Here is a 20,552-nt window from a genome sequence, read left to right as displayed (position 1 = left end):
GCTTACCTCATCACTTTCTTTAATTGTGTTAATGTCTTTTCAAGTATCTCCAAGAAATAGTCGACTTCTTGCTGTGTATTATCATAAGAAAAACTCACACGGATAGCAGATTCCGCCTGCGCATCCGGCACCCCGCAAGCGAGCAGCACCGCACTTGCGTCGCTGTTTTTGGAAGAGCACGCTGATTTTGTCGATACATAAATATCCTTTTCACCAAGAGCATGCACCAATACTTCCGGCTTCAATCCGGGAACAGAAAAATTCACGATATGCGGAGCACCAGCAGGAGGAGAATGAAGTACAACGCCCTCCATTCTTTCCAGTCCTGCCCAAAGTCGCTCCCTCAATTCAAAAAGCTTCGCAGGATAAGTCTGCAGCTCTTCCATCGCCAACCGCAGTGCTTTAACCATAGCCGTTATTCCAGGTACATTTTCGGTTCCGGAGCGAAGTGCCTGCTCCTGCCCTCCACCGGACATCTGAGCAGCTATACGTGTATCAGCAGCTTTATACAGTATACCGCTGCCTTTCACTCCATGAAATTTATGGGCTGATAGCGTACAAAGATGAATATGACTCTCTTTGAGATTGAGTGCTACTTTCCCGGCTCCTTGGACATGGTCGACGTGGAAAGTGATAGCAGGAAATTCGGTCAGCATCTGGCCAATTGTCTTAATTGGCTGGATGGTGCCAAGTTCATTATTCACATGCATCACACTTACAAGGATGGTCTGATCTGTTATGGCCGCTTTTATCTTTTCAGCTGTCACATAACCGTACTTATCCACATCAACGTACGTTACCTTAAAGCCCTGGTTCTCCAATTCCGCACAAGTCTCCAAGACAGAAGGATGTTCCACGGTCGTCGTAATAATATGATTCCCTATACGTTTTTTCTGAAATGCCGTTCCTTTAATTGCCAGGTTATTTCCTTCCGTTCCGCCTGATGTGAAAAAAACCTCATTTTCCCCGACATGTAAAAGCTGTGCAGCCTGTTTCCGGCATGCAGTCAACAGCTGTTCTGCACTGCCGCCCAATCGATGCAGAGAAGAAGGATTGGCGAAATACGCTTGTGCTGCCTCTGTGTAACTGACAAGCACGTCAGGGTGCGGCTTCGTTGTTGCACTGTTATCAAAGTAAATCATGTATCCGTCTCCCCTCTGTTCAAAAACTGTCTTTTACTAAAATAAAGCAATCCCTCGCATGTGGCAAGGGATTGCTTTATGTATCAGCTGGGAACCTTTATATGTTTTTCCAAGCGTTCCAGCGCTTTTGGCTCTATATCTTGTAATGCACGTGCAGCCCGTTCTAAGGCTTGTTCATATTGATATTCACGGAAAAGCTTCTCTGATTCTGCCATTTCGGCAGCAAGCATCGGATATTGGCTGCGGTAACGATTGGAATACTGAATCACTACTTCTGCCAAATAAGCTTGTTCAAGTAAATGCTCAATTTGTTCAATAGTTGTATCGGTGACTTCCCCTGCCTGCTGCAGATGTGTACGGACCTCAGCCATATCTAACGGATGTGCCTCGAGAACTTCCATTGTGCGGGAGGTTTTCTCCTGACTCTCTTCGACCATCTGCCAAACATCCTGCGGTACACCAGGAATATTGCTCTTTTGCAGTTTCCGATTCACATCGTACAGCTTCTGCCGCATGTCAGCAATTTTTTCTTTAGCTTCCAATTCATCTTTACGCAATGTCTTGATTTTTTCACGGATGGCCTCGTGTTCCTCTTCTATGGCACTCAGTTCACGGAAGCCCGCTTCCAGCTCTTCCTTCAGCTTCGCATGTGATACGAGCTCATCATCGACCTCTTGCTGCAGCGTCTCAAGCTGTTTGACGAGTCTGGAGATCTTTGTTTCGAGCTTCAGATGGAATTCGACATCATTGTCAGTAAAGAAATAAGATTCCCGAAGCAGATCAACTTCTTCTTTTGTCCTGATATAGGACTCTGTTTTCTTTTCGACAGCATTGACGTATTGCTCGAATTTAGAATCGACATAATTCTTGGCAACAGCCTCGTTCTCAAGCAGTTGATACATCTCTTTAATACGGTTTTCCAAAGCAGGTATAACCAAATTCGCCTCTTCTGCATCGCCCGCTTCCAGCTGTTTGATCAGAAGATCCAAACGTTCCTTCTCAGCCTTCAGCTCGTCTTCGAAACCTAGATGATGGATCCGGTAGCCATCTTGCTTCATCTCGCGGATACCGCCAAGCAAATCCGTGACTTGCGCCGGCAGGTCTTGCTTCACCTGCTTGTACACTTGAGGAAATGCCTCAATCTCAGCTTCCAGAGACTCCGTTTTCATTTTCACATCTGTAATGAGTTGGTTAGCTTCGAAGTAGTTGCCAGATTCGATGAGTGAATGATAAGTAGCCAGCTGTGTGATTTGCTCAGCAATCGCTGTCTCAAAACGCACATCTGCTTTTCCGAATTGGTGGCGATGCTGCGAAATCGTACGCTTCAGCGTCTGCAGTACAGGCTGTAAAGCCTCTGCCTGCTTGCGAGCTTCTTCTTCCGATGCAAGCAGCTCGTCCAGCTCACGGAACATAGCTTCAATCTTATCCTCCACTCGGGAAAGTGTCGCTTCCACTTGCTGCAGATGCTGTTTCGCTTTTTTGAAACGATAGCGGTCAGCACCTTCCTCCGCATCAAAAAGAGCCTCTTCTGTATCTGGAAGCTCTTTGGTTACGATATGATCCCAGCGTTCCTTCCACGATTCGAATTTTTCCTGTGTTTCTCCAGACAGGTTCAACGCTTTCACTTTCGCTAATTCTTCCGATACGTTGCGGTTCGATATATCCATTTTCCAGCTCTCAAGCCGGTCCACTTCATCATAAACTCGCTTTCTCATAATCAAGCCCAAGATGATCAGGGCGATGATTAAAATAATACCTCCGATGATGTACGGCAATGTCCAGCCTCCTAACCAATACTCGGGAAAAAGGAGTAATACCCTAATAATCGTTATCTATTTTTAATACTAATATGATACCATGTAAACCGCAAATATGGCTAAATTTTTTCAAATTTCTCTGGTATTTTCCATGTTTTTCCCCTGGTAATGCATCAATTGGCGGATACTGCACGGAGCGCAGCGGAAGAAACCGTTGTCAACGTATCGATCCAATGATGGATACTTGACGTGTACATGCTGCAAAAATAGCGGCGTGACTCCTCTGTCAGCAGCATTCCTTTCATTTCTTTGTTCATCGTAAATGGCGCAGACAGCATACCGGAAAGCTGCATGTAAAGATATACTCCTTCCCTTTCACGTATCCCACTGGCTTCCAAGTAATCACGGAAGGCTTGCTTCAGCGTATGATTCTCCTTCGCAAGATACGTCACCGCCATTTCCCTGACAAAGACAGAATCCAGCATGAGCTCCCTTTGGATGAAACCCGTGAATTGATTCCGCGAGAGCTTATAATGTATAATTGCTTCAATTAATTGTTTCAGATAGGTACTGGAAGAATCCTGCCCGCGTTTTTGGGCTATTTTCTCCAGCACAGCAAGATATTCTTCGTAATACAGCACGACGGATGCTTCCAGAAGTCCTTGCTTGCTCTTATAATAATAGTTGATCAAGGAGACATTGACCGAAGCTTTTCCCGCAATATCGCGGACGGATGTCCCATGGTAGCCTTTTGTGTAGAACAATTGACAAGCGGCGTCCATCACTTTTTGTTTCGTGTCATTTTTTTTCAATCTTCTCAGCTCCTTTATCTGTTGTATACGACAGCGAAAGAGGCATACCTGCAACTTTCGCTCGCCAAATCTCGCGCCTTCTGTCGAATTACAGAAATTAATAATATGGGGGAAATGAATATGTTCGAAACAAAGGCTTATAGCGGTTCCCGTGAAAAGGACTATGAATTGCTCGTCAAACAGCTTGATGCGTTGCTTACTGGCGAAGAAGACGAAATCGCTCATCTGGCAAACGCCTCTGCTCTTTTGAATCAGTTTTTGGATGATGTGAACTGGGTCGGTTTTTATCTTCATAAAGGAGAAGAATTGATTCTAGGTCCATTCCAAGGCCTTCCGGCGTGTGTACGCATTAAAATTGGTAGAGGTGTATGCGGAACAGCTGTAGCGGAAAATAAAACACAGCTAGTAGCCGATGTACATCAATTCCCTGGTCACATCGCATGTGACGCAGCAAGCCAGTCCGAAATCGTTGTTCCTATCGTTGTAAATGGCAAATCTTACGGAGTGCTTGATATCGATAGTCCGTCCAAAAATCGATTCGACGAAACAGATCAGAAATACTTAGAAAAATTCATCGAAGTTCTCGTCAAGCATTTGACTAAATAAAAAACAGCTTCCGCTAAAGGAAGCTGTTTTTTTCATTTAGATGCAATATCTGTTTTTTCCGAGCCTTTTTGCATCATAAAGCTTACGGTCCGCTCTGGAGAACAGGTTATGTACGGCTGGACGATCTTCATCTGTCCATGTAGATACCCCGCAGGAAACCGTAACTGCAGGACGTGTCGAGCCAGCAATACTTTGAACGATTCTTTCTGCCTTCTTTATTGTCTGATCAAAAGACGCATGCGGCAGGTAGATTGCCAGCTCTTCTCCGCCCCATCTTGCTGCCACATCTGACGGGCCGAGCAAATCCTTGATAAGATTGGCCACTTGGATCAGGAGATAATCACCCGTATTATGCCCATACGTATCATTCACTTTTTTGAAGTCATCCACATCAATCAGGATAAAGCCGCCTTGCGCATCTTCCTGTATATGCTCACGCATCCGTTCATCCAGATAACTTCTTGAAAATAGATTCGTAAGATAGTCTGTAATGACCAAATTCTCAAGTCTCTCACGAAGCATGGAATTGACTATCGACAACGAAGAATGCTGCACAAGTGATTCGATCAAACGGAATGATTCAAAAGTGAAAAAGCTAGGGCTGCGATGAAGTACAAGCACTACACCTTGCAGCTGTTCCGACCTTACCATCGGAATCGCCAGTAAAGACCGATAAGGAAGCGGCACATTCGGATATCGTTCCTGGAAGTTGCTGATAAACATCGCTTCTCCTTGTGCATTCCGGCAATGCTGTGCAATCCATTCCAGGAAAACCTGGGAATTTTTTTCAAAGAAAAAACCTGTACTGCCATTCAATATGTCACCTGCGTCTTGATCTCCCCTATATAGGATGAATCCAATTTCTTCCCCGCCGAATGTATCTCGAATTTGCTGATGCATCAAAGTGATTGTATCTGATAGACGCAAGTTGGCATTCATTTTCTTCGATGTTTCATTAATTAGCTGCAGATCACTTATCAGTTTCTTGGAGTGTTGATACAATCTGGCATTCTCAAGTGCATTCCCTGCCGAATCAGCTAGCTTCGTAATAAAACTATGATCCGCTTTTGTATATGCAATAGCTGCGGGAACCGTGATATGCAATACACCATATATACCCTGCTTGCCGTTCAAAGGCACATACCGATTGACCACTTCTCCCTTTGCACTCGCTTCCACTTGCACTTCACCTGTCATATATGCCCGCGTACTGGCTTCATGGACAGAATAATCATAAACCAAATTTTTGATTGGCAGATCTGTATCACCATGATAATCTTGGGCGAGTAAAAGTGCATAAACAAATTGCGGATAAGTGCGCTGCAAAGTCGTGATCAACACTCTCAGCACATCATGCATATCAATAGAAGCATGCAGATTTGTGGTTGCTTCATATAATTGTACAGTATGCTTTTCATCTTCTTTCGCTTGAAACGTACGGATAAGGTGCGTAACATAACTCCCGATTTCCCAGGCAAGTTCCCTGCAATCAGGAATCTTTTCTCCGCCTCCCCCGATATACAGAAATCCGATGACTTCCTCATTCGGTCGATGTAGGGGTAAGACTCTATCCAATACATGCGGGAATTCCCTTAACATATCAGGTGTGCAAACACCCTGGCGAATATAGCCAATAGATAGACGGAATCCGCTCTGCCTCGGCCCGGCATAGCTTATTCGGTCCAATTGCTGCTGCCATTCATCATATAAATATAGCGCCACACTGTCTGCCTGCAGGAGATTCTTCATATTTTCGGTCATAAGCGCAAGTATCTCTCTGTAACTATAGCTTTCTCCCGATACGAGGAGCTGGTAGAAATAAAGCTTTGCTTGTTCAAGATTGCTGTCAGTTAGCCGCTCCATTTGCATCTCCCCTACATTTTGGTAGTTTTATTCTATTATATAAGATAATAGACTCAATTCTCAATTGATATCCTAGTTCTTTTTACTTACAATCATATTCATAATATCTCCTTTGTCTAATTGCCTTGACTTTAACCAGACAGAAAGCTTATAATACTCTTTGTGTAAAATAAATGGCGGCCTATGTGAACTCCCATTTGTCTGATTTTGTTCCTTTCTTGGCAAGGTGTACTAAGAGACGAATCTTCGTTTCTCCTTGTTTCAGAAGGTGTATCGTGTAACTCTCTGCTGTCGGAGCGATGGTACATGAAAACATAATCAACAGGTGATTCGAGCACACTCTGTTTTTATTTTATGCAAATAAAATAATAAAGGTGGAATTTATCCATGGCACGTTATACAGGTCCATTATGGAAAAAATCCCGTCGTCTTGGTATCTCCCTAAGCGGAACAGGTAAAGAGCTTGACAAACGCCCTTACCCACCAGGACAACACGGTCCAAACCAACGCAGAAAGCAATCCGAATACGGTTTGCAGCAAGCTGAGAAACAAAAACTTCGTTACATGTACAACATGAACGAGCGCCAATTCCGTCGTGCATTCGAGGAAGCTGGTAAAATGAAAGGTATCCATGGTGAGAACTTCATGACACTTCTTGAGTCTCGTCTTGATAACCTTGTATTCCGTCTAGGCTTGGCTCGTACTCGCAGACAAGCTCGTCAGATCGTTGGCCACGGCCACATCACTGTAGACGGTAAACGCGTAGATATCCCATCTTACCGCGTAAAACCTGGTCAAGTTATCGGTGTTCGTGAGAAATCACTTAAACTTGATATCATCGCTAGTTCTGTTGAAGCGAATAACTTCGTACCAGATTACTTGACATTCGATGCAAACAGCTTGCAAGGAACTTACTCTCGTTACCCAGAGCGTTCTGAGCTTCCAGCTGAAATCAACGAAGCACTTATCGTAGAGTTCTACTCCCGTTAATTGCTTGAAAGACTCCGGATTGCCTTTAGGCATCTCCGGAGTTTTTTTATGTAAAAAAAGACGTCTCACTATAAGCAAGACGTCTCCTCTTTAACAAAATTATTTCGTATTCGTAAAACCGCCATCAATACGGATAACTTCCCCATTGATGTACTGTGCTTTAGAAGTAAGAAGGAATGTAACAAGTTCTGCTACTTCTTCCGGTGTTCCAAGACGTTTCTGCGGGATACCGCCAGTCGCATTTTCTTTCATTTTCGGATTAGCAGCATAAAACTCTGCCACCATCTTCGTTTCTGTAGGACCTGGCGCTATTGCGTTTACACGCAAACCATCCTTCGCATATTCCGCAACCAAGCTTTTGGTCATACCGACTATCGCATGTTTTGTCGCTGCATACGTCACAACAGAGTCCTGACCGATTACACCAGCACTGGATGATGTATTAACGATTGATCCTCCGCCATTTTTCACCATTACTTCTGCTACATAACGGACACCATAAAGTGCACCTAGCAAATTGATCGCAACGATGCGTTCAATTTCTGCAACATCAGAATCCAAGAAATATTTACCGCTTCCTGAAATCCCGGCATTATTGAAGAAGTAATCGATAGAACCGAAATGCTCGACAGTTTTATCTACATAATTCTTAACATCTGCTTCTTTGGAAACATCTGCTTGGATGAAAATTGCTTCTGCTCCAGCTTGTTTCACTAATTCAACAGTCTCGCCAGCACCTTTTTCACTTACATCAACCACGGCAATATTCACGCCTTCTTCCGCAAGTCGTACAGCCGTAGCTTGGCCTAAACCGCTGCCTGCCCCTGTAATGATTGCTACTTTACTCATATGTAACCCCTCCGATAGTAGATAGTTTGAACTATACAAATACTATTGTATTACTTTCTCCTGAAATTATGAAGAAAGTCGACTTTTGTCGAAAAAATAAGAGCACTTTAGAAGTGCTCTTATTTCAATCACTTTATTTTCTGCAGCATAATCTTCTCTACTGCATTCTTCAAGGAATGCGTCGTCTTCAGCTGGTTAAACGGAATGCCTAGCTGGGTGGAAGTTTGGGCGATTTCAGGACGCATACCGGAAATGATAGTCTCTACTCCGAGCAGCTTCAACGATTCGATAATAGAGAAAATCCGCTGGGCCACCATCGTGTCGATAACGACGACACCCGACATATCAATGAATAGATGATCGACTCCCAGCTTCGAGCAGCTATGCAGTACGTTATCCATCATATACTGAGCTCGATTCGTATCGATTTCTCCTACAAGCGGCAATAGCGCCACAGTAGGTGTCAATGAAATTACAGGTGTGCTAAGCTCCAGTATCATATCCTGCTGAGCCTGTAATTTGAACTCAGATTGCTTTGCATTTTCACTGATGAACCAGACGATCACCTGATTAAACGAATCGGTTATTTTCTGATAATAATCCAAAGCTGTCTGTGCATCTACTTTCTTCTCCTTGCAGAATTCCCGAAGAACCTCGAGATACAATGCCTGATTGCGATAGAATTCATTTATGATTGCTTCAATCGGTGTATCCAAGTGCCGATCATCCTTGGCAATAGAAACGATCCAATCCTCAAATGCATCACACGAAACATTGGAATCCTGATTCAAAACTTCACAAAATTGCTCGTGAAATCCTCTATTCTGTGCTTTCAGCTGCGCAATTGCATCCGGATCTGTTACCGAATATACGCCGCTCGATTTGTCAGCTGCAGCGTACCACTTCTCTACTATGTGATCTATATTTTCCAGATAGTGCCGATGTAACTCCTGTTGATATAGCATTTCTCTGCTCCTTATTTCTAAGTAATCTAAACACATTTTACTATAGCATCTTTTTTTGATGTAAATCTATACAGAACAGATGATATAAAGGAAAAATAATACCATTTTCCTAAGTTGAGATGAATAATGGGAAACATGACAGAGGACAATAAGATTAAATCGACAGGAAGTTGAGGTGCTCTTCAATGTATTATTACAAAGAGGAATTAATCAATATCATCAAACCGGATAAGCCAGATCCCGCTGCTGCGAAAGTATTGCAGGAAATCCTAGGCGGTCATTATGGAGAAATGCGCACTATGATGCAATTCTTCTTCCAAAGCTCGAACTTCCGAGGAAAACAGAAACAGTTCCGAGACCTTCTGCGCGGTATCTTCCTGGAAGAAATAGCTCACGTTGAGCTGGTGCAAAATACAATCAATGCCTTGCTGGACGAGTCTGGTGAAGGTGGAGCAGGAAACACCGCGCCCGATGGAGCTCCACTTGACGGTCCAATCGAACAGACGCCTAACGTAAACCCGCATCACTATATTATCGGTGCACAGTCTTCTATACCATTTGATGCGGCAGGTAATCCATGGAATGGCTCATGGGTTTACAACCATGGCAACTTGATTGCTGACCTGCTGAATAACGTCGTGCTGGAATCAACTGGCGTTTTGCAAAAGACACGTATATATGAAATGAGTTCCAATGCTACGTTCCGGGAAACTTTAGCTTTCCTTATCGTTCGGGATAATGCACACCAGAACGCTTTTGCAAAAGCATTGGAAACACTAGGTGTGGATTGGGGCAGAATCTTACCGGTGCCGAATTATGACATCAACAAATATCCTGAATGTAAAAAATTCGTAGATATGGGCTTCCATAATACACAATTCAATTTCCGTCTTGATCAAACCCGTATCGCAGAAATCATCCAGGGAACCGTACCTAGCAGAAATGGCGGGGAATTCTCAGTTTCCCAACCGCCAGCTGGCTTCCCTGTACCTGAATTGCCGGAACTTCCAAATGAGCATAGCACCGGAATAAGTGACTTGAATCGATAAGACAAAAAGCTCACCAGCATATACTGGTGAGCTTTTTGATTATTTCAGACCATTATTTTTATTTGTAGTATCTTTAATCTCTGCTTCTTCACGTCTTACGTTTTCACGTACATGGACATTTTCTTTGACGTCTTTCTTATTGACGACAATCTCTTCTTTTATGACGTCTTTCTTATCCACATCTACTTTTTCTTCGAACACCGGCACATGAATTTCATCTTTTTCTGTGTAAGCTCCAGCTGTTTTCCCTCGCTCACTTACTTTATTGACTGGGCGGCGTTCGATACTCACTTCCTGTTTTGTTACAGGAACCTCAAATTCTTCTTGATCCGTCACCGTACGTTTATCAATATTAACCTCACCGGATTTCACTGTATTCGTATCAACATCGACTACCTCTTCATGCAATTCCATTTGTTCTGTCTGGGATGCATTAGGTTGTCCTGTTTTACCGCTATTCAAATCCGCAAAAGCAGTATTGCCAGTTTGTGTTGTGTTATTTACAGGTGTTGTATTTTTTTCTTGTGCTCTTAATGTGTCACTATTTGTTGCTGAGGCATCTCCCTGCAATTTTTGCTGTGCTGAGGGATGAACAAACAACAGGATTTTCCCGCTCTTCAATTCATCTACATAACGGTCAGTTTCTTTTTGGTTCAAGTTAAGATCCTCTAATGCCTTCTCCTCTGGATCGTCTCCGGAAAACAAAGCAGATACCTTATCGCCAAAGGAACCTTTAGCCTCCTTATAGTTCACGCTCAATCTGTCAGCCAGAATAGAGGATTCAGGTTTCTTGTCTGTAATGACTGTTACTTTGTTTTCTTGAATACCTTTGGATTTCAATTCGTTCACTCTTACGATCACATCATTTTCATTTTGGAAGGTTTCGATTTTGTTTTGTGCTAACATGTTGTATGCCTCCTAAATAGTTTTGAAGTGTTTCATGTTTTTTGTATTCCCGGTAAAGCATTTTATAAACATGCCCCCTAATTTTCAGACCTCATTGCACAAAAAAGAAGATGTATTCTCATACATCTTCTTAGTTATATTGCGGATGAAATAGCACCTTCACGGCATCAATACTTCGATCGGTAAGCTGCTTAAAAATTGCAGGACCTTCACTTAAAGGTATGTGATGACTTATCATTTTCTCTCCATTTATTTGGCCAGTTTTCATGTAATGAATAGCATTTGTCCACTCTTGACCTGGAAAAGGAGCAGATAAAGCATTCCAAGAGCCGTGAATTGTAAGCTCATTTCTGACGATTTTCTCAAAATAAAATCTCTCAATTCGTATATCAGCGTATGGGATACCCAAATAGACAATCTCTCCGCCTTTTTTAGGAAGTGATAATACTTGTGCGGATGTCACTGGTGAGCCGGCTGATTCGATTGCCAGGTCAACTCCAGTTCCATCTGTGTATGCCAGTATCGCTTCATGAGGTTCAGCTCCCGAACCATCAATCACATAATCGGCACCAATTTCTAAAGCAATATCCAATTTTCTTTTATCGATATCGATGGCAATGACTGTCTTCGCTCCAAAGATTCTAGCCCATTGTATCGCAAGCAGCCCGATACTTCCCGCTCCCATTACAGCAACAGTTGCTCCAGGTTTGATTTGTGTCCGATAGAAACCATGAGCTACAACAGCAGCAGGCTCAATAAGTGCCGCCGTCTCATCATTCACTTCAGGAGGAAGTGGTATAACATGATTTGCTGGCAGCTTTACATACTCTGCAAAAGCACCAGGTACCTTGGATCCGATGACCATTAAATCCTCACATCGCGAAGGCTGACCGCTCTTGCAATAGCAGCAGTTTCCACATGCATGTGTCGGACAGGCAGCCACTCTATCTCCTCTTTTTACATTAGTGACAGCCGCTCCCGTTTCCTCCACCACCCCTGAGAATTCATGACCGAATGTCATACCAGCTCTATAGGGACCAAGCTTTTTATACCGCGACAGATCTGAACCGCAAATACCTGCAGCAGTGATTCTTATGATTACATCGTTTTCCTCTTCAATCGTTGGGCGCGGAGATTGTTCAAACCTTAAATCTTCAACTCCATACAGATTCAGCGTCTTCATTCATGTCCCATCCTTTTATGTCTGCTTCGTTCTCTTCTTCGTGAACAGTTTCAGGCATACGCCACCTATAATTAGGCCATTAAAAATCAATTGATGTGCAAAATAGAAGGCACTTACTTCCCTCAAGGATCCGAGCATAAAATCAAGCATCATATCTACCATCTTTACACCTCCAATTAGTAGTCGGCTTTTGATTTTCTGTTCTGAATAATTGCTACAGCCCCGCTTGCACCGATTCGCGTTGCACCTGCCTCAATCATTTTGATTGCATCTTCATAGGTTCTAATGCCTCCCGCAGCCTTTACACCTATCTTACCTTGTGAAATGTCGGATAAAAGTTCAATATCCTCTACTGTCGCACCTCCACCGTTGAATCCGGTCGCTGTTTTAACAAAATCCGCTCCTGCTGCCATGACAATTTCCGTCACCTCTCGTTTCTCAGCTAGGTTTAACAAAGAGGTCTCGAGGATGACCTTCGTTGTCAATCCTCCCGCAGCTCTTACCACAGCATCGATATCCTGATAAACAGCATTGAATTCTCTGGATTTCACCGCTCCCAGGTTCACAAGCATATCGATTTCCGAAGCTCCATCTTCAATCGCCGCTTTCGTTTCTTCTACTTTAACTCTTGTAGTGGCACCGCCTAGCGAAAAGCCAATAGGTGCTCCTACTTTAATTCCATGGGGTGACAGGATTGTATAAGCATAGGGGACATACCATGGATTTACGAAGACTGTCCGGAATCCATGAGTTATCGCTTCTAGACAAAATGTTTTTATAATCTCTTTACTGGCAACTGGAGACAGCAGTGTGTAATCGATCAACTCAATCAGCTTTTCTTTTTCCATCATTTTTCACCTTCTTTCGTTGGTGTCAGAAGGACTTTAATTGCTTCTCCCGATTTGATTAATTGATAAGCCTTCTCCCATTCTGTTATATCGAAAATGTGGGTGACAAGCGCAGCTGCATCCACGGCACCGCTCTCCATCAGATGCAGCGAAGGTTCCCAGTCAGCGGGCTTTTGGCTCCTGCTGCCAATTATCTTCAATTCCTTTTGAATAACCTGCTCCATATCAAACGGAATGGCTGACTCGGCAAACAAACCTACTTGAGCGTACTGTCCCTTTTTTCGAAGAAGTGACAACCCCTGACGCGCAGCTGGAATCGCACCTGAACATTCAAAAACGACATCCGCTCCATATCCATCTGTCAGTCCTGAAATAATCTCTTCCAGCGATTCTTCCTGTACGTTGATCACATAGTCAATTCCAAGTTCCTTTGCTTTTTCCAACCGAACTGTATCAGATGACAAGCCGGTGATAAGTACCGTAGCCCCTTTGCTTTTAGCAACTTGCGCAGTCAAAAGACCAATAGGCCCTGGTCCTATAACGACTACAATGTCATTTGGTCTAATCGTTGTTTTAGCTACTGCATGATGTGTGCAAGCTAGCGCTTCTGTCATTGCTGCTGACTGATCATCAACATTATCCGGAATATGGTGAATGCTTTCAGCCCTTGCAATCACATAAGTTGCAAAGCCGCCATCCTGCTGTGTTCCAAGTCCTTTTCGATACTTGCATAAGTTATAATCCTTCTGCTGACAATAGCTGCATTGCCCGCATATATAGAAAGTCGTCTCGGAAGTAACCCGATCTCCTGGCTTCAGATGGCTGACATTACTCCCAACATCGACTACAACGCCAGCAAACTCATGTCCTAATGTGACAGGAGCAGCTACTTGGTAGCTTCCTTCATACGTGTGGATATCAGATCCGCATATGCCAGCATAAGTTACTTTTATTTTCACTTGATCATCTTCTGGGTAAGGCTCCGGTTTATTTTCAATGATAAGGTTGCCAAAGCCTAACTCCTTTTTCACCAAAGCATGCATGTAGAGCTCCTCCTAATTCATTAATTGAATATTGCGAAAACCTTCCATATAATCCAGTTGACTAAGTTGCCTCCCTGATCAATGCTAGATACCATCGCCGAGCCTTCTGGCATTTCAATATTAGCAGCAGTCGTCATGTCTGTGAAAATAGGAGCTATATCTGTGGCCATATACAGAGATAAGGCAATCATGATTGTACCAGTTATTACAGAATGGATAATGTTTCCTTTGGCTGCTCCAACGATGAAAGCAACGATAAATGGTATAGTGGCCAAATCCGCAAAAGGCAAAACGGCATTTCCAGGCAGGATAACCGCCAGCAGAACGGTAATTGGCGTTAAGATCAGAGCGGTCGAGATGACTGCTGGATGCCCCAATAATACTGCTGCATCCAGCCCAATATTAATTTCACTGTTACCGAATCGCTTACTTAGCCAGTTCCTGGCAGACTCTGATACTGGCATCAGCCCTTCCATAAGAATTTTCACCATTCGGGGCATCAAAACCATGACAGCAGCCATTGCCATTCCGATTTCAATAATATCTCCAACTCCATAACCCGCTAACGCACCTATAGCAGCGCCTAATAATAATCCAATTACCATCGAGTCCCCGAAAATACCGAATCTCTTTTGAATCGTTTCAGGATCGGCATGTATCTTATTCAAGCCTGGTATCTTCTCTATCAGCTTAACAATGAGTATCCCCGGAGCATAAGAAATCGTACTGCCTGTCGCAACAGTCACGCCTGGCATCTCATAGAACTCCTCTACCATTGGCTGCGTCCAATCAGCCACTTTCAAACAGACAATCTGAAAAATGACAGCTGCGATAAGCCCTTGTACTACACTTCCAGAAACGGTATACACAACTGCAGCCATAAATGTATAGTGCCAATAATTCCAAATATCCACGTTCATGGTTTTTGTCGTCTTCGTTACGAGCATGATGACATTGACAACAAGGCCAAGCGGTATAATAAATGCGGCCACGACAGATGCCCAGGCTATGGAAGAAGTGGCTGGCCATCCAACATCGATTACATTAAGATCTACTCCCAAACGATCAACCATCTGCTGTGCAGCAGGTCCTAGGTTCAGCGTCAGCAAGTCGACGACGAGGAATATACCGACAAAAGCGACTCCGATTGTAAGCCCGGAACGGAATGCCTTCCCTGGCTTCTGACCGAATAAAAGTCCCAGAAGAAAGATTGCTACCGGCAGTATTACGGTAGCACCCAAATCAAGAAATCCTTGTAAAAAATTCACAAATGTATCCATCATTCAGCCCCCGCTTCTTGAAAATGAGGTCGATTCCAGTTAGATTGGAACCGACTCCCACGTTTCATTTTTTCAGTTCTTTTAAGATCTCTTCCTTCGTTTCTTCCAAACCGATTCCTGTCAAGAATGAGCGTGCATTGATCACTGGGAATGGATAAGCTGTTTTTACCATGGCAGTGGTTACTAGTAAATCTGCCGTATCCACATAAGTATTCACTTCAGCAATTTTAATTTGGATCAGGTTAACATCAATCTTATTCTCTTTCGCCATCTCTTCAATCGCACTATTCACGACAGTTGAAGTGGCAATACCAGCACCACAGGCAACCAATACTTGTTTTTTGGCCATTATCTGTCACCTCCTTTACTGGCAGACAAGCTAAGCTTCCTATCTATCAGCTTGACTACATCTTCTTTTGTTTTGGAATCAAACAACGCTTGCAGCGTCGTTTCATTTTGGAAAAAGTCCATCAAATCTCTTAATAATGTCAGCTGTGCATGCGACTGCTGTATCGCCAGCATGAAAATGATGCTCACAGGTGTCTCCATGGAAGCTTCCCCCATCACTCGGAAGGCAACAGGTTCCTTTAATAGTGCTATGCTAATTGCATCCTTTTTTACATGCTCAATGTCTGTATGCGGAATAGCGACTGATAGTGAGGATGAGGTCGGCAGTCCTGTCGGATATTCCTTCTCCCTCTCAATTACTCCAGTCACAAAGCTAGTTTTGACGAGTTCCTCTTTAACAAGGTTTTCTGCCATTTCTCGTAATATCTCTTCTCGCGTACCTGCTGCTTGCAGGAATACTAAATTCTCATCCAGATAAAAATCAGCCATAATGGAACTCCTTCTCCTTTACTATGTCATCGGAATATTGTTGAATGATCCGCTTCATCTCCGGTATGGTGGTACCATTTGTCAAAGCTTTCATATCAGCTTCGGATTTTGATAGCTTCATCAGCTGCATTAACGCATGAATATGCTCCTTCTTATCCTTTGCCGCGATGACTACGATAATATGGATACGATGATTCAAATACTGTACGCCATTTTTGATCTTCAAAAGGCTCATCCCAGTACGGACGACACCATCTTCTGGTGAAGCATGCGGGATAGCTATGCCAGGTCCGATCACGATATACGGATCTTCTTCACAGCCCTTAATCATGGCATCTATATATCTTTCTTCGATAATTCCTTTATCAAGCAAGATATTGGCACAAGATCGAACAGCATCTTCCCATGATCCTAATTGATATGCCATTTTCAAATGCCTATCCGTAAGAAAGTCACTTAGCTGCAGAGGCTGCGTTTCTTCGGGTGTTGTTGGAACCACATGCTGATCCACTTGGCTGAGATATGCGTGAAGTTCCTCTTTCAATGCTTGCTCGTTTTTCACTATTGAATGGTTTTTAATGATTTGCATAATATCACTTGATCTCACTTCTTTTGAAATAAAGCCGTGGATATAGGAAAGAACCTGTTTCCGGAGAAGTCTTTTCTCATGAGCATCCAGCATTGTTTTCGTAATGAACAGCTTTCGTGAAGTTTCCAGTAATACCGGAGAAAAAACAAGATCATATTCGAGATCGTATATAGTGAATTCGCGAACAGACATGCTATCCAGGAATATGAATTCAGGGAATAAGCCACTCAATTCATGGAACATCAGCTTGGATACAGAAACACCATGCGGACACACGACTATTGCTTTCACCTTTTCACCGATACTTTCTCCCTGCTGCCTAATCCATCCCCCGATAAGTAATGTAATATATAATTGCTCATTCTCTGGTATCTCACTATGGATAAAGAGCTCCAATGGTTCAAGAGATCGTTTAACCAGTTGATGCAAAGCTCGAAACTCTCCACTCAATACACCTGGAACAGGCGTAGTGTCTGTAAGATGATATTTGATTCGGTAATAGGCCGGCTTTATATGCTGCATCAATTTATGAAGCAACTGTTTCCTTTCTTGAACACGGATACAAGCTACTTTCTCAAAAAGACTGAGCATACTATCCACAGCTGGATATAGGTCTGGAAATGTATCCGCCGCTTCCATATGAGTTGTTATCACATTGGCAGACAACAGATGGAGTGTGATAAAAAGTCTCTCTGCTTCTGGCAACCCTTCCTGATCAAATAATAATTCCTCCGCAGCTTGATATTCTTTCGTACCTGCCAATTCCTTATTACTAATAGGAGAATCAGTTAAGCACTTACCTTTTCGAATCCGCTCTAGAATCAAGAATAATGTAATTGGCATCGTCTTCATTTTCTCATCTGTGAATTTGATAGATAGTTTTTGCTCTACCTGTTCAATTCTCCTGCGGAAGTCATACAAGCAATTTTCTTCCAATTCTAAAACATCCATCAAAATGGAAAGTCCACCGTCCGTCCCGATCAGTTCCATCAGAGTGGACATCAAAGCCTTCCGAATCTGCATTTCATTGCCCTCTATATGGTAGCCTTGCTTTCGTGAATATCGAATTTGTAATTGGAAGGGTTCAAGCTGCTTCTGCAGGCTTTTTAAATCTCGAAGAATTGTATTTCTGCTGATATCCAACGAAATAGAAAAATAATCCAGTGAAAGGTCTTCCTTACTTACCAGCATACAAAGAAGCAGATGCATACGTTGACGGACAGACAATATGGAAGAATGACTTTGCTCAACAGACTCCTTCACATGGTTTAGCGTTGTAAATACTTTTTCGTCGATAAGGAAATAGCCTTGTGAAGTTCTCTCGATCAATGGCAAGCCCATTTGTTTGAGCCAGCTATTGATCTTATTAATGGTGTAGCCTAACTGTCTTTTTGAAAGGTCGAATCTTTTTTCAATTAAGTTACTTGATACACTTGGATTACTGAGTAAAGCATCCAGGATAGCTGCGTTACGTTCATTAAGATTCATCAAATCCTCCTTTCTATAAATAGCTTAGCATGCGTTCCACATTTGTGTATGCGCTTTCATTATCATCAATGGGAGAATGAATGTACAGCATGAGACGGAACCCCATCTTTATTTGATTTGATTGCACATAAAAAGGCTTCATCAGCACCTAAGCACTGATGAAGCCTTTAAATAATACTATCTTCTCGTTCTATTCAGTTCATTTGCGTTCTGATCGTTTGTATTTGGTTCTGCATGCAAACCGTCATTAGGTTTGTCGGTTGCATATAGACCATCTGCCGTCAAGCCTTTTTCTCCTTCTGTTGCGTGGTCACTTCGATCCTTTGGAGTTGCTGTGCTGGCAGCAGTAGTAGGGTTTACAGGTTTATTTTCTGCATACAGCAATACTTTCCCTGCTTTTAGTTCATCAGCATAACGGTCTTTCTCCGTTTCTGAAAGACTCAGGTTCTTCAGGACTTTCTCTTCTGGATCTTCACTGGAAAAGAAGGACGCGAATTTTGTGCCAAAGGAACCATTTGCTTCCTTATAATGAACATCTCTCTTATTTCCTAGAATACTATTATCAGGTTTCTTATCTACAATGACCGTGATATCCTCTTCCGGTACGCCAGCAGAGATCAATTCATTTACTCGTACAATTGCATCGCTCTCATTGATGAATGTTTCGATTGTATTTGTATTAACCATTATTGTTGCCTCCTATTTAATTTACGTTCTGGTAAATGCGAAAGCACTAGATGGTTATTACATTCCCGCTCCTCTTCTAATGAAACATAAAAAGCACTGTCCGGCTGGGACAGTGCTTTTCATATTAAGCAAATTTCAATAATGTATACTTTTTCTTTCCGCGGCGGATGATGATGAATCGTTCGTCGATTCGATCCGCTTTTGTAAGAACACGGGATACGTCTTCTTCTTTTTCTCCGTTGATTCGGATTGCACCATTAGAGATGTCTTCTCTTGCCTGGCGTTTTGAAGAGGAGATTCCTGCTTCCACTAACATATCAACAAGCGGTTTGTCTTCGTCGGCTGCCGTATGAGACGGGACATCCTTGAAACCTTGTTCGATTTCAGCACCATTCAGGGAAGCAATATCTCCGCTGAATAGTGCCTGTGAAATCTTGATTGCCTGCTCCAATGCTTCTTTACCATGTACAAGCGTTGTCATCTCTTCCGCCAGCTTCGTTTGAGCAAGACGTTTTTCCGGCTCATTTTCCACGCTTTGTTCATACGTTGCTATTTCCTCAAGGGACATGAAAGTGAAATATTTCATGAACTTGATTACATCGCGATCATCTGTGTTGAACCAGAATTGGTAGAATTCATAAGGAGTTGTACGTTCTGGGCTTAGCCACACAGCTCCCCCAGCTGTTTTACCGAACTTTGTCCCGTCAGCTTTCGTAATAAGCGGAACAGTTAGGGCAAATGCCTTATCCTGCTCTTCTTCATTATTGCCAGCGTGGGTCCGGCGGATCAATTCCATTCCAGCTGTAATATTCCCCCATTGATCACTTCCGCCAATTTGCAGCGTCACATTTTCTTTTTCGTACAAGCGCAGGTAATCCAAGGATTGTAAGATCATATACGTGAATTCGGTAAAGGAAATACCATTTGCCAATCTGGATTCGACTGAATCTTTCGCCAGCATATAATTGACTCCAAAATGTTTCCCGATATCGCGAAGGAAATCAATGATGCTCATAGCGCCGAGCCAGTCTGCATTATTCACTGCTTTGGCAGCATTTTCACCTTCATCAAAGTTCAAAATGCTGGCAAGCTGTTTCTGGATACCTTGGCTGAAGCTTTCTACTGTTGCAGCATCATTTAAGTTGCGTTCATCAGAACGTCCGCTTGGATCCCCGATCATTCCTGTGCCTCCGCCGATTAGCGCTATCGGACGGTGACCTGCTTGCTGGAATCGTTTCAGCATAAGCATAGGAACAAGATGTCCGATATGCAAGCTGTCGGCTGTTGGGTCAAACCCACAGTACAAACTTACCTGCTGGCTGGATAGATGCTTCTCCAATCCTGCATCATCACTCGTCTGCTGAACCAGACCTCTGTCTTTCAAATCCTGTAAAATAGACATATTTGACCACTCCTCACTCACATTTGAGAATAAAAAAAACCCCATCCCTAAAAAAAAGGGACGAGGAATAACTCGCGGTACCACCCTTGTTGCAGTGTAAACTGCCACTCGGTTTGCTAACGGATATACATCCGTCCCCTGCTTGAACAGGAGAAGCTCCAGCTTGTAATTGGCAAAACAACTGTATACTGACTCGCACCGGCCGTCAGCTCTCTGCAACAGGGAATCGTTCCGCTACTATAACCTTCAACGCAAT

Annotated in this window: 20 protein-coding genes and 1 other annotated feature (1 of these 21 only partly in view); of the genes, 3 read left to right on the top strand and 17 right to left on the bottom strand. The window is 43.1% G+C overall.

Annotated elements, in window-relative coordinates:
• Positions 1-2: 2 nt before the first annotated feature.
• The 3 genes from CHH91_RS16810 to refZ all read right to left on the bottom strand — a co-directional run bounded on the left by CHH91_RS16810 (position 3) and on the right by refZ (position 3,711).
• The gene (locus tag CHH91_RS16810) at positions 3-1,142 is read right to left on the bottom strand and encodes a cysteine desulfurase family protein (RefSeq protein ID WP_095224595.1); all 1,140 of its coding nucleotides are present in this window, start codon (positions 1,140-1,142) and stop codon (positions 3-5) included.
• A gap of 83 nt (positions 1,143-1,225) precedes the next feature.
• Positions 1,226-2,917, bottom strand: coding sequence for a septation ring formation regulator EzrA (gene ezrA, locus CHH91_RS16805; RefSeq protein WP_095224594.1), 1,692 nt, complete (start codon positions 2,915-2,917; stop codon positions 1,226-1,228).
• A gap of 155 nt (positions 2,918-3,072) precedes the next feature.
• Complete coding sequence (refZ, locus tag CHH91_RS16800) at positions 3,073-3,711, bottom strand: forespore capture DNA-binding protein RefZ (protein ID WP_095224593.1); 639 nt, start codon at positions 3,709-3,711, stop codon at positions 3,073-3,075.
• A gap of 120 nt (positions 3,712-3,831) precedes the next feature.
• On the opposite strand from refZ, the gene CHH91_RS16795 reads away from it, so the two are divergent.
• Complete coding sequence (locus CHH91_RS16795; RefSeq protein ID WP_095224592.1) at positions 3,832-4,317, top strand: GAF domain-containing protein; 486 nt, start codon at positions 3,832-3,834, stop codon at positions 4,315-4,317.
• A 36-nt stretch (positions 4,318-4,353) separates the two neighbouring features.
• On the opposite strand, the gene CHH91_RS16790 is transcribed toward CHH91_RS16795, so the two are convergent.
• Positions 4,354-6,180 carry a sensor domain-containing diguanylate cyclase gene (locus CHH91_RS16790; protein WP_176465834.1) on the bottom strand — a complete coding sequence of 609 codons (1,827 nt, stop codon included), beginning with the start codon at positions 6,178-6,180 and terminating at the stop codon, positions 4,354-4,356.
• Between the two features lie 387 nt (positions 6,181-6,567).
• On the opposite strand from CHH91_RS16790, the gene rpsD reads away from it, so the two are divergent.
• On the top strand, positions 6,568-7,170 hold the full coding sequence (gene rpsD, locus CHH91_RS16785; protein ID WP_095224590.1) for a 30S ribosomal protein S4: 603 nt from the start codon (positions 6,568-6,570) through the stop codon (positions 7,168-7,170).
• 99 nt (positions 7,171-7,269) lie between these two features.
• On the opposite strand, the gene CHH91_RS16780 is transcribed toward rpsD, so the two are convergent.
• Together CHH91_RS16780 and CHH91_RS16775 are read right to left on the bottom strand one after the other, a co-directional pair.
• Complete coding sequence (locus CHH91_RS16780) at positions 7,270-8,019, bottom strand: SDR family NAD(P)-dependent oxidoreductase (RefSeq protein ID WP_095224589.1); 750 nt, start codon at positions 8,017-8,019, stop codon at positions 7,270-7,272.
• A 128-nt stretch (positions 8,020-8,147) separates the two neighbouring features.
• A complete protein-coding gene (locus CHH91_RS16775) occupies positions 8,148-8,984 on the bottom strand; it encodes an STAS domain-containing protein (protein ID WP_176465833.1) in 837 nt (278 codons plus the stop codon).
• Positions 8,985-9,169: 185 nt separating this feature from the next.
• Here CHH91_RS16775 and CHH91_RS16770 point away from each other — a divergent pair, with 185 nt between their 5' ends.
• The gene (locus tag CHH91_RS16770; protein WP_095224587.1) at positions 9,170-10,033 is read left to right on the top strand and encodes a manganese catalase family protein; all 864 of its coding nucleotides are present in this window, start codon (positions 9,170-9,172) and stop codon (positions 10,031-10,033) included.
• Between the two features lie 39 nt (positions 10,034-10,072).
• Here CHH91_RS16770 and CHH91_RS16765 read toward each other — a convergent pair whose 3' ends face one another.
• The 11 genes from CHH91_RS16765 to tyrS form a co-directional block, all read right to left on the bottom strand.
• A complete protein-coding gene (locus CHH91_RS16765) occupies positions 10,073-10,939 on the bottom strand; it encodes a DUF2382 domain-containing protein (RefSeq protein ID WP_095224586.1) in 867 nt (288 codons plus the stop codon).
• Between the two features lie 130 nt (positions 10,940-11,069).
• The gene (locus CHH91_RS16760) at positions 11,070-12,122 is read right to left on the bottom strand and encodes a galactitol-1-phosphate 5-dehydrogenase (protein ID WP_095224585.1); all 1,053 of its coding nucleotides are present in this window, start codon (positions 12,120-12,122) and stop codon (positions 11,070-11,072) included.
• Positions 12,123-12,137: 15 nt separating this feature from the next.
• Entirely contained in the window at positions 12,138-12,284 is a 147-nt protein-coding gene (locus CHH91_RS20655; RefSeq protein ID WP_176465832.1) for a hypothetical protein, read from the bottom strand.
• Between the two features lie 14 nt (positions 12,285-12,298).
• Positions 12,299-12,970, bottom strand: coding sequence for a deoxyribose-phosphate aldolase (gene deoC, locus CHH91_RS16755; protein WP_095224613.1), 672 nt, complete (start codon positions 12,968-12,970; stop codon positions 12,299-12,301).
• Positions 12,970-14,013 carry a zinc-binding dehydrogenase gene (locus CHH91_RS16750; RefSeq protein ID WP_095224584.1) on the bottom strand — a complete coding sequence of 348 codons (1,044 nt, stop codon included), beginning with the start codon at positions 14,011-14,013 and terminating at the stop codon, positions 12,970-12,972. The genes deoC and CHH91_RS16750 overlap by 1 nt, the downstream gene beginning before the upstream one ends.
• Positions 14,014-14,033: 20 nt before the next feature.
• Positions 14,034-15,293 carry a galactitol-specific PTS transporter subunit IIC gene (locus CHH91_RS16745; RefSeq protein WP_038565897.1) on the bottom strand — a complete coding sequence of 420 codons (1,260 nt, stop codon included), beginning with the start codon at positions 15,291-15,293 and terminating at the stop codon, positions 14,034-14,036.
• 64 nt (positions 15,294-15,357) lie between these two features.
• On the bottom strand, positions 15,358-15,642 hold the full coding sequence (locus tag CHH91_RS16740) for a PTS sugar transporter subunit IIB (protein ID WP_038562271.1): 285 nt from the start codon (positions 15,640-15,642) through the stop codon (positions 15,358-15,360).
• Positions 15,642-16,130 carry a PTS sugar transporter subunit IIA gene (locus CHH91_RS16735; protein WP_095224583.1) on the bottom strand — a complete coding sequence of 163 codons (489 nt, stop codon included), beginning with the start codon at positions 16,128-16,130 and terminating at the stop codon, positions 15,642-15,644. The genes CHH91_RS16740 and CHH91_RS16735 overlap by 1 nt, the downstream gene beginning before the upstream one ends.
• Complete coding sequence (locus tag CHH91_RS16730; protein ID WP_095224582.1) at positions 16,123-18,207, bottom strand: BglG family transcription antiterminator; 2,085 nt, start codon at positions 18,205-18,207, stop codon at positions 16,123-16,125. The genes CHH91_RS16735 and CHH91_RS16730 overlap by 8 nt, the downstream gene beginning before the upstream one ends.
• A 177-nt stretch (positions 18,208-18,384) precedes the next feature.
• Complete coding sequence (locus tag CHH91_RS16725) at positions 18,385-18,894, bottom strand: general stress protein (RefSeq protein ID WP_095224581.1); 510 nt, start codon at positions 18,892-18,894, stop codon at positions 18,385-18,387.
• 124 nt (positions 18,895-19,018) lie between these two features.
• Positions 19,019-20,296 carry a tyrosine--tRNA ligase gene (gene tyrS, locus CHH91_RS16720; protein ID WP_095224580.1) on the bottom strand — a complete coding sequence of 426 codons (1,278 nt, stop codon included), beginning with the start codon at positions 20,294-20,296 and terminating at the stop codon, positions 19,019-19,021.
• Positions 20,297-20,349: 53 nt separating this feature from the next.
• Positions 20,350-20,552, bottom strand: a binding site (T-box leader) (it continues 3 nt past the right edge of the window).

It is taken from the genome of Virgibacillus sp. 7505 (assembly GCF_002272135.1).
GTDB lineage: Bacteria > Bacillota > Bacilli > Bacillales > Amphibacillaceae > Terribacillus.
The sequence above is the reverse complement of the archived record's forward strand: the minus strand, read 5'-3'. Positions and strand labels throughout refer to the sequence as shown.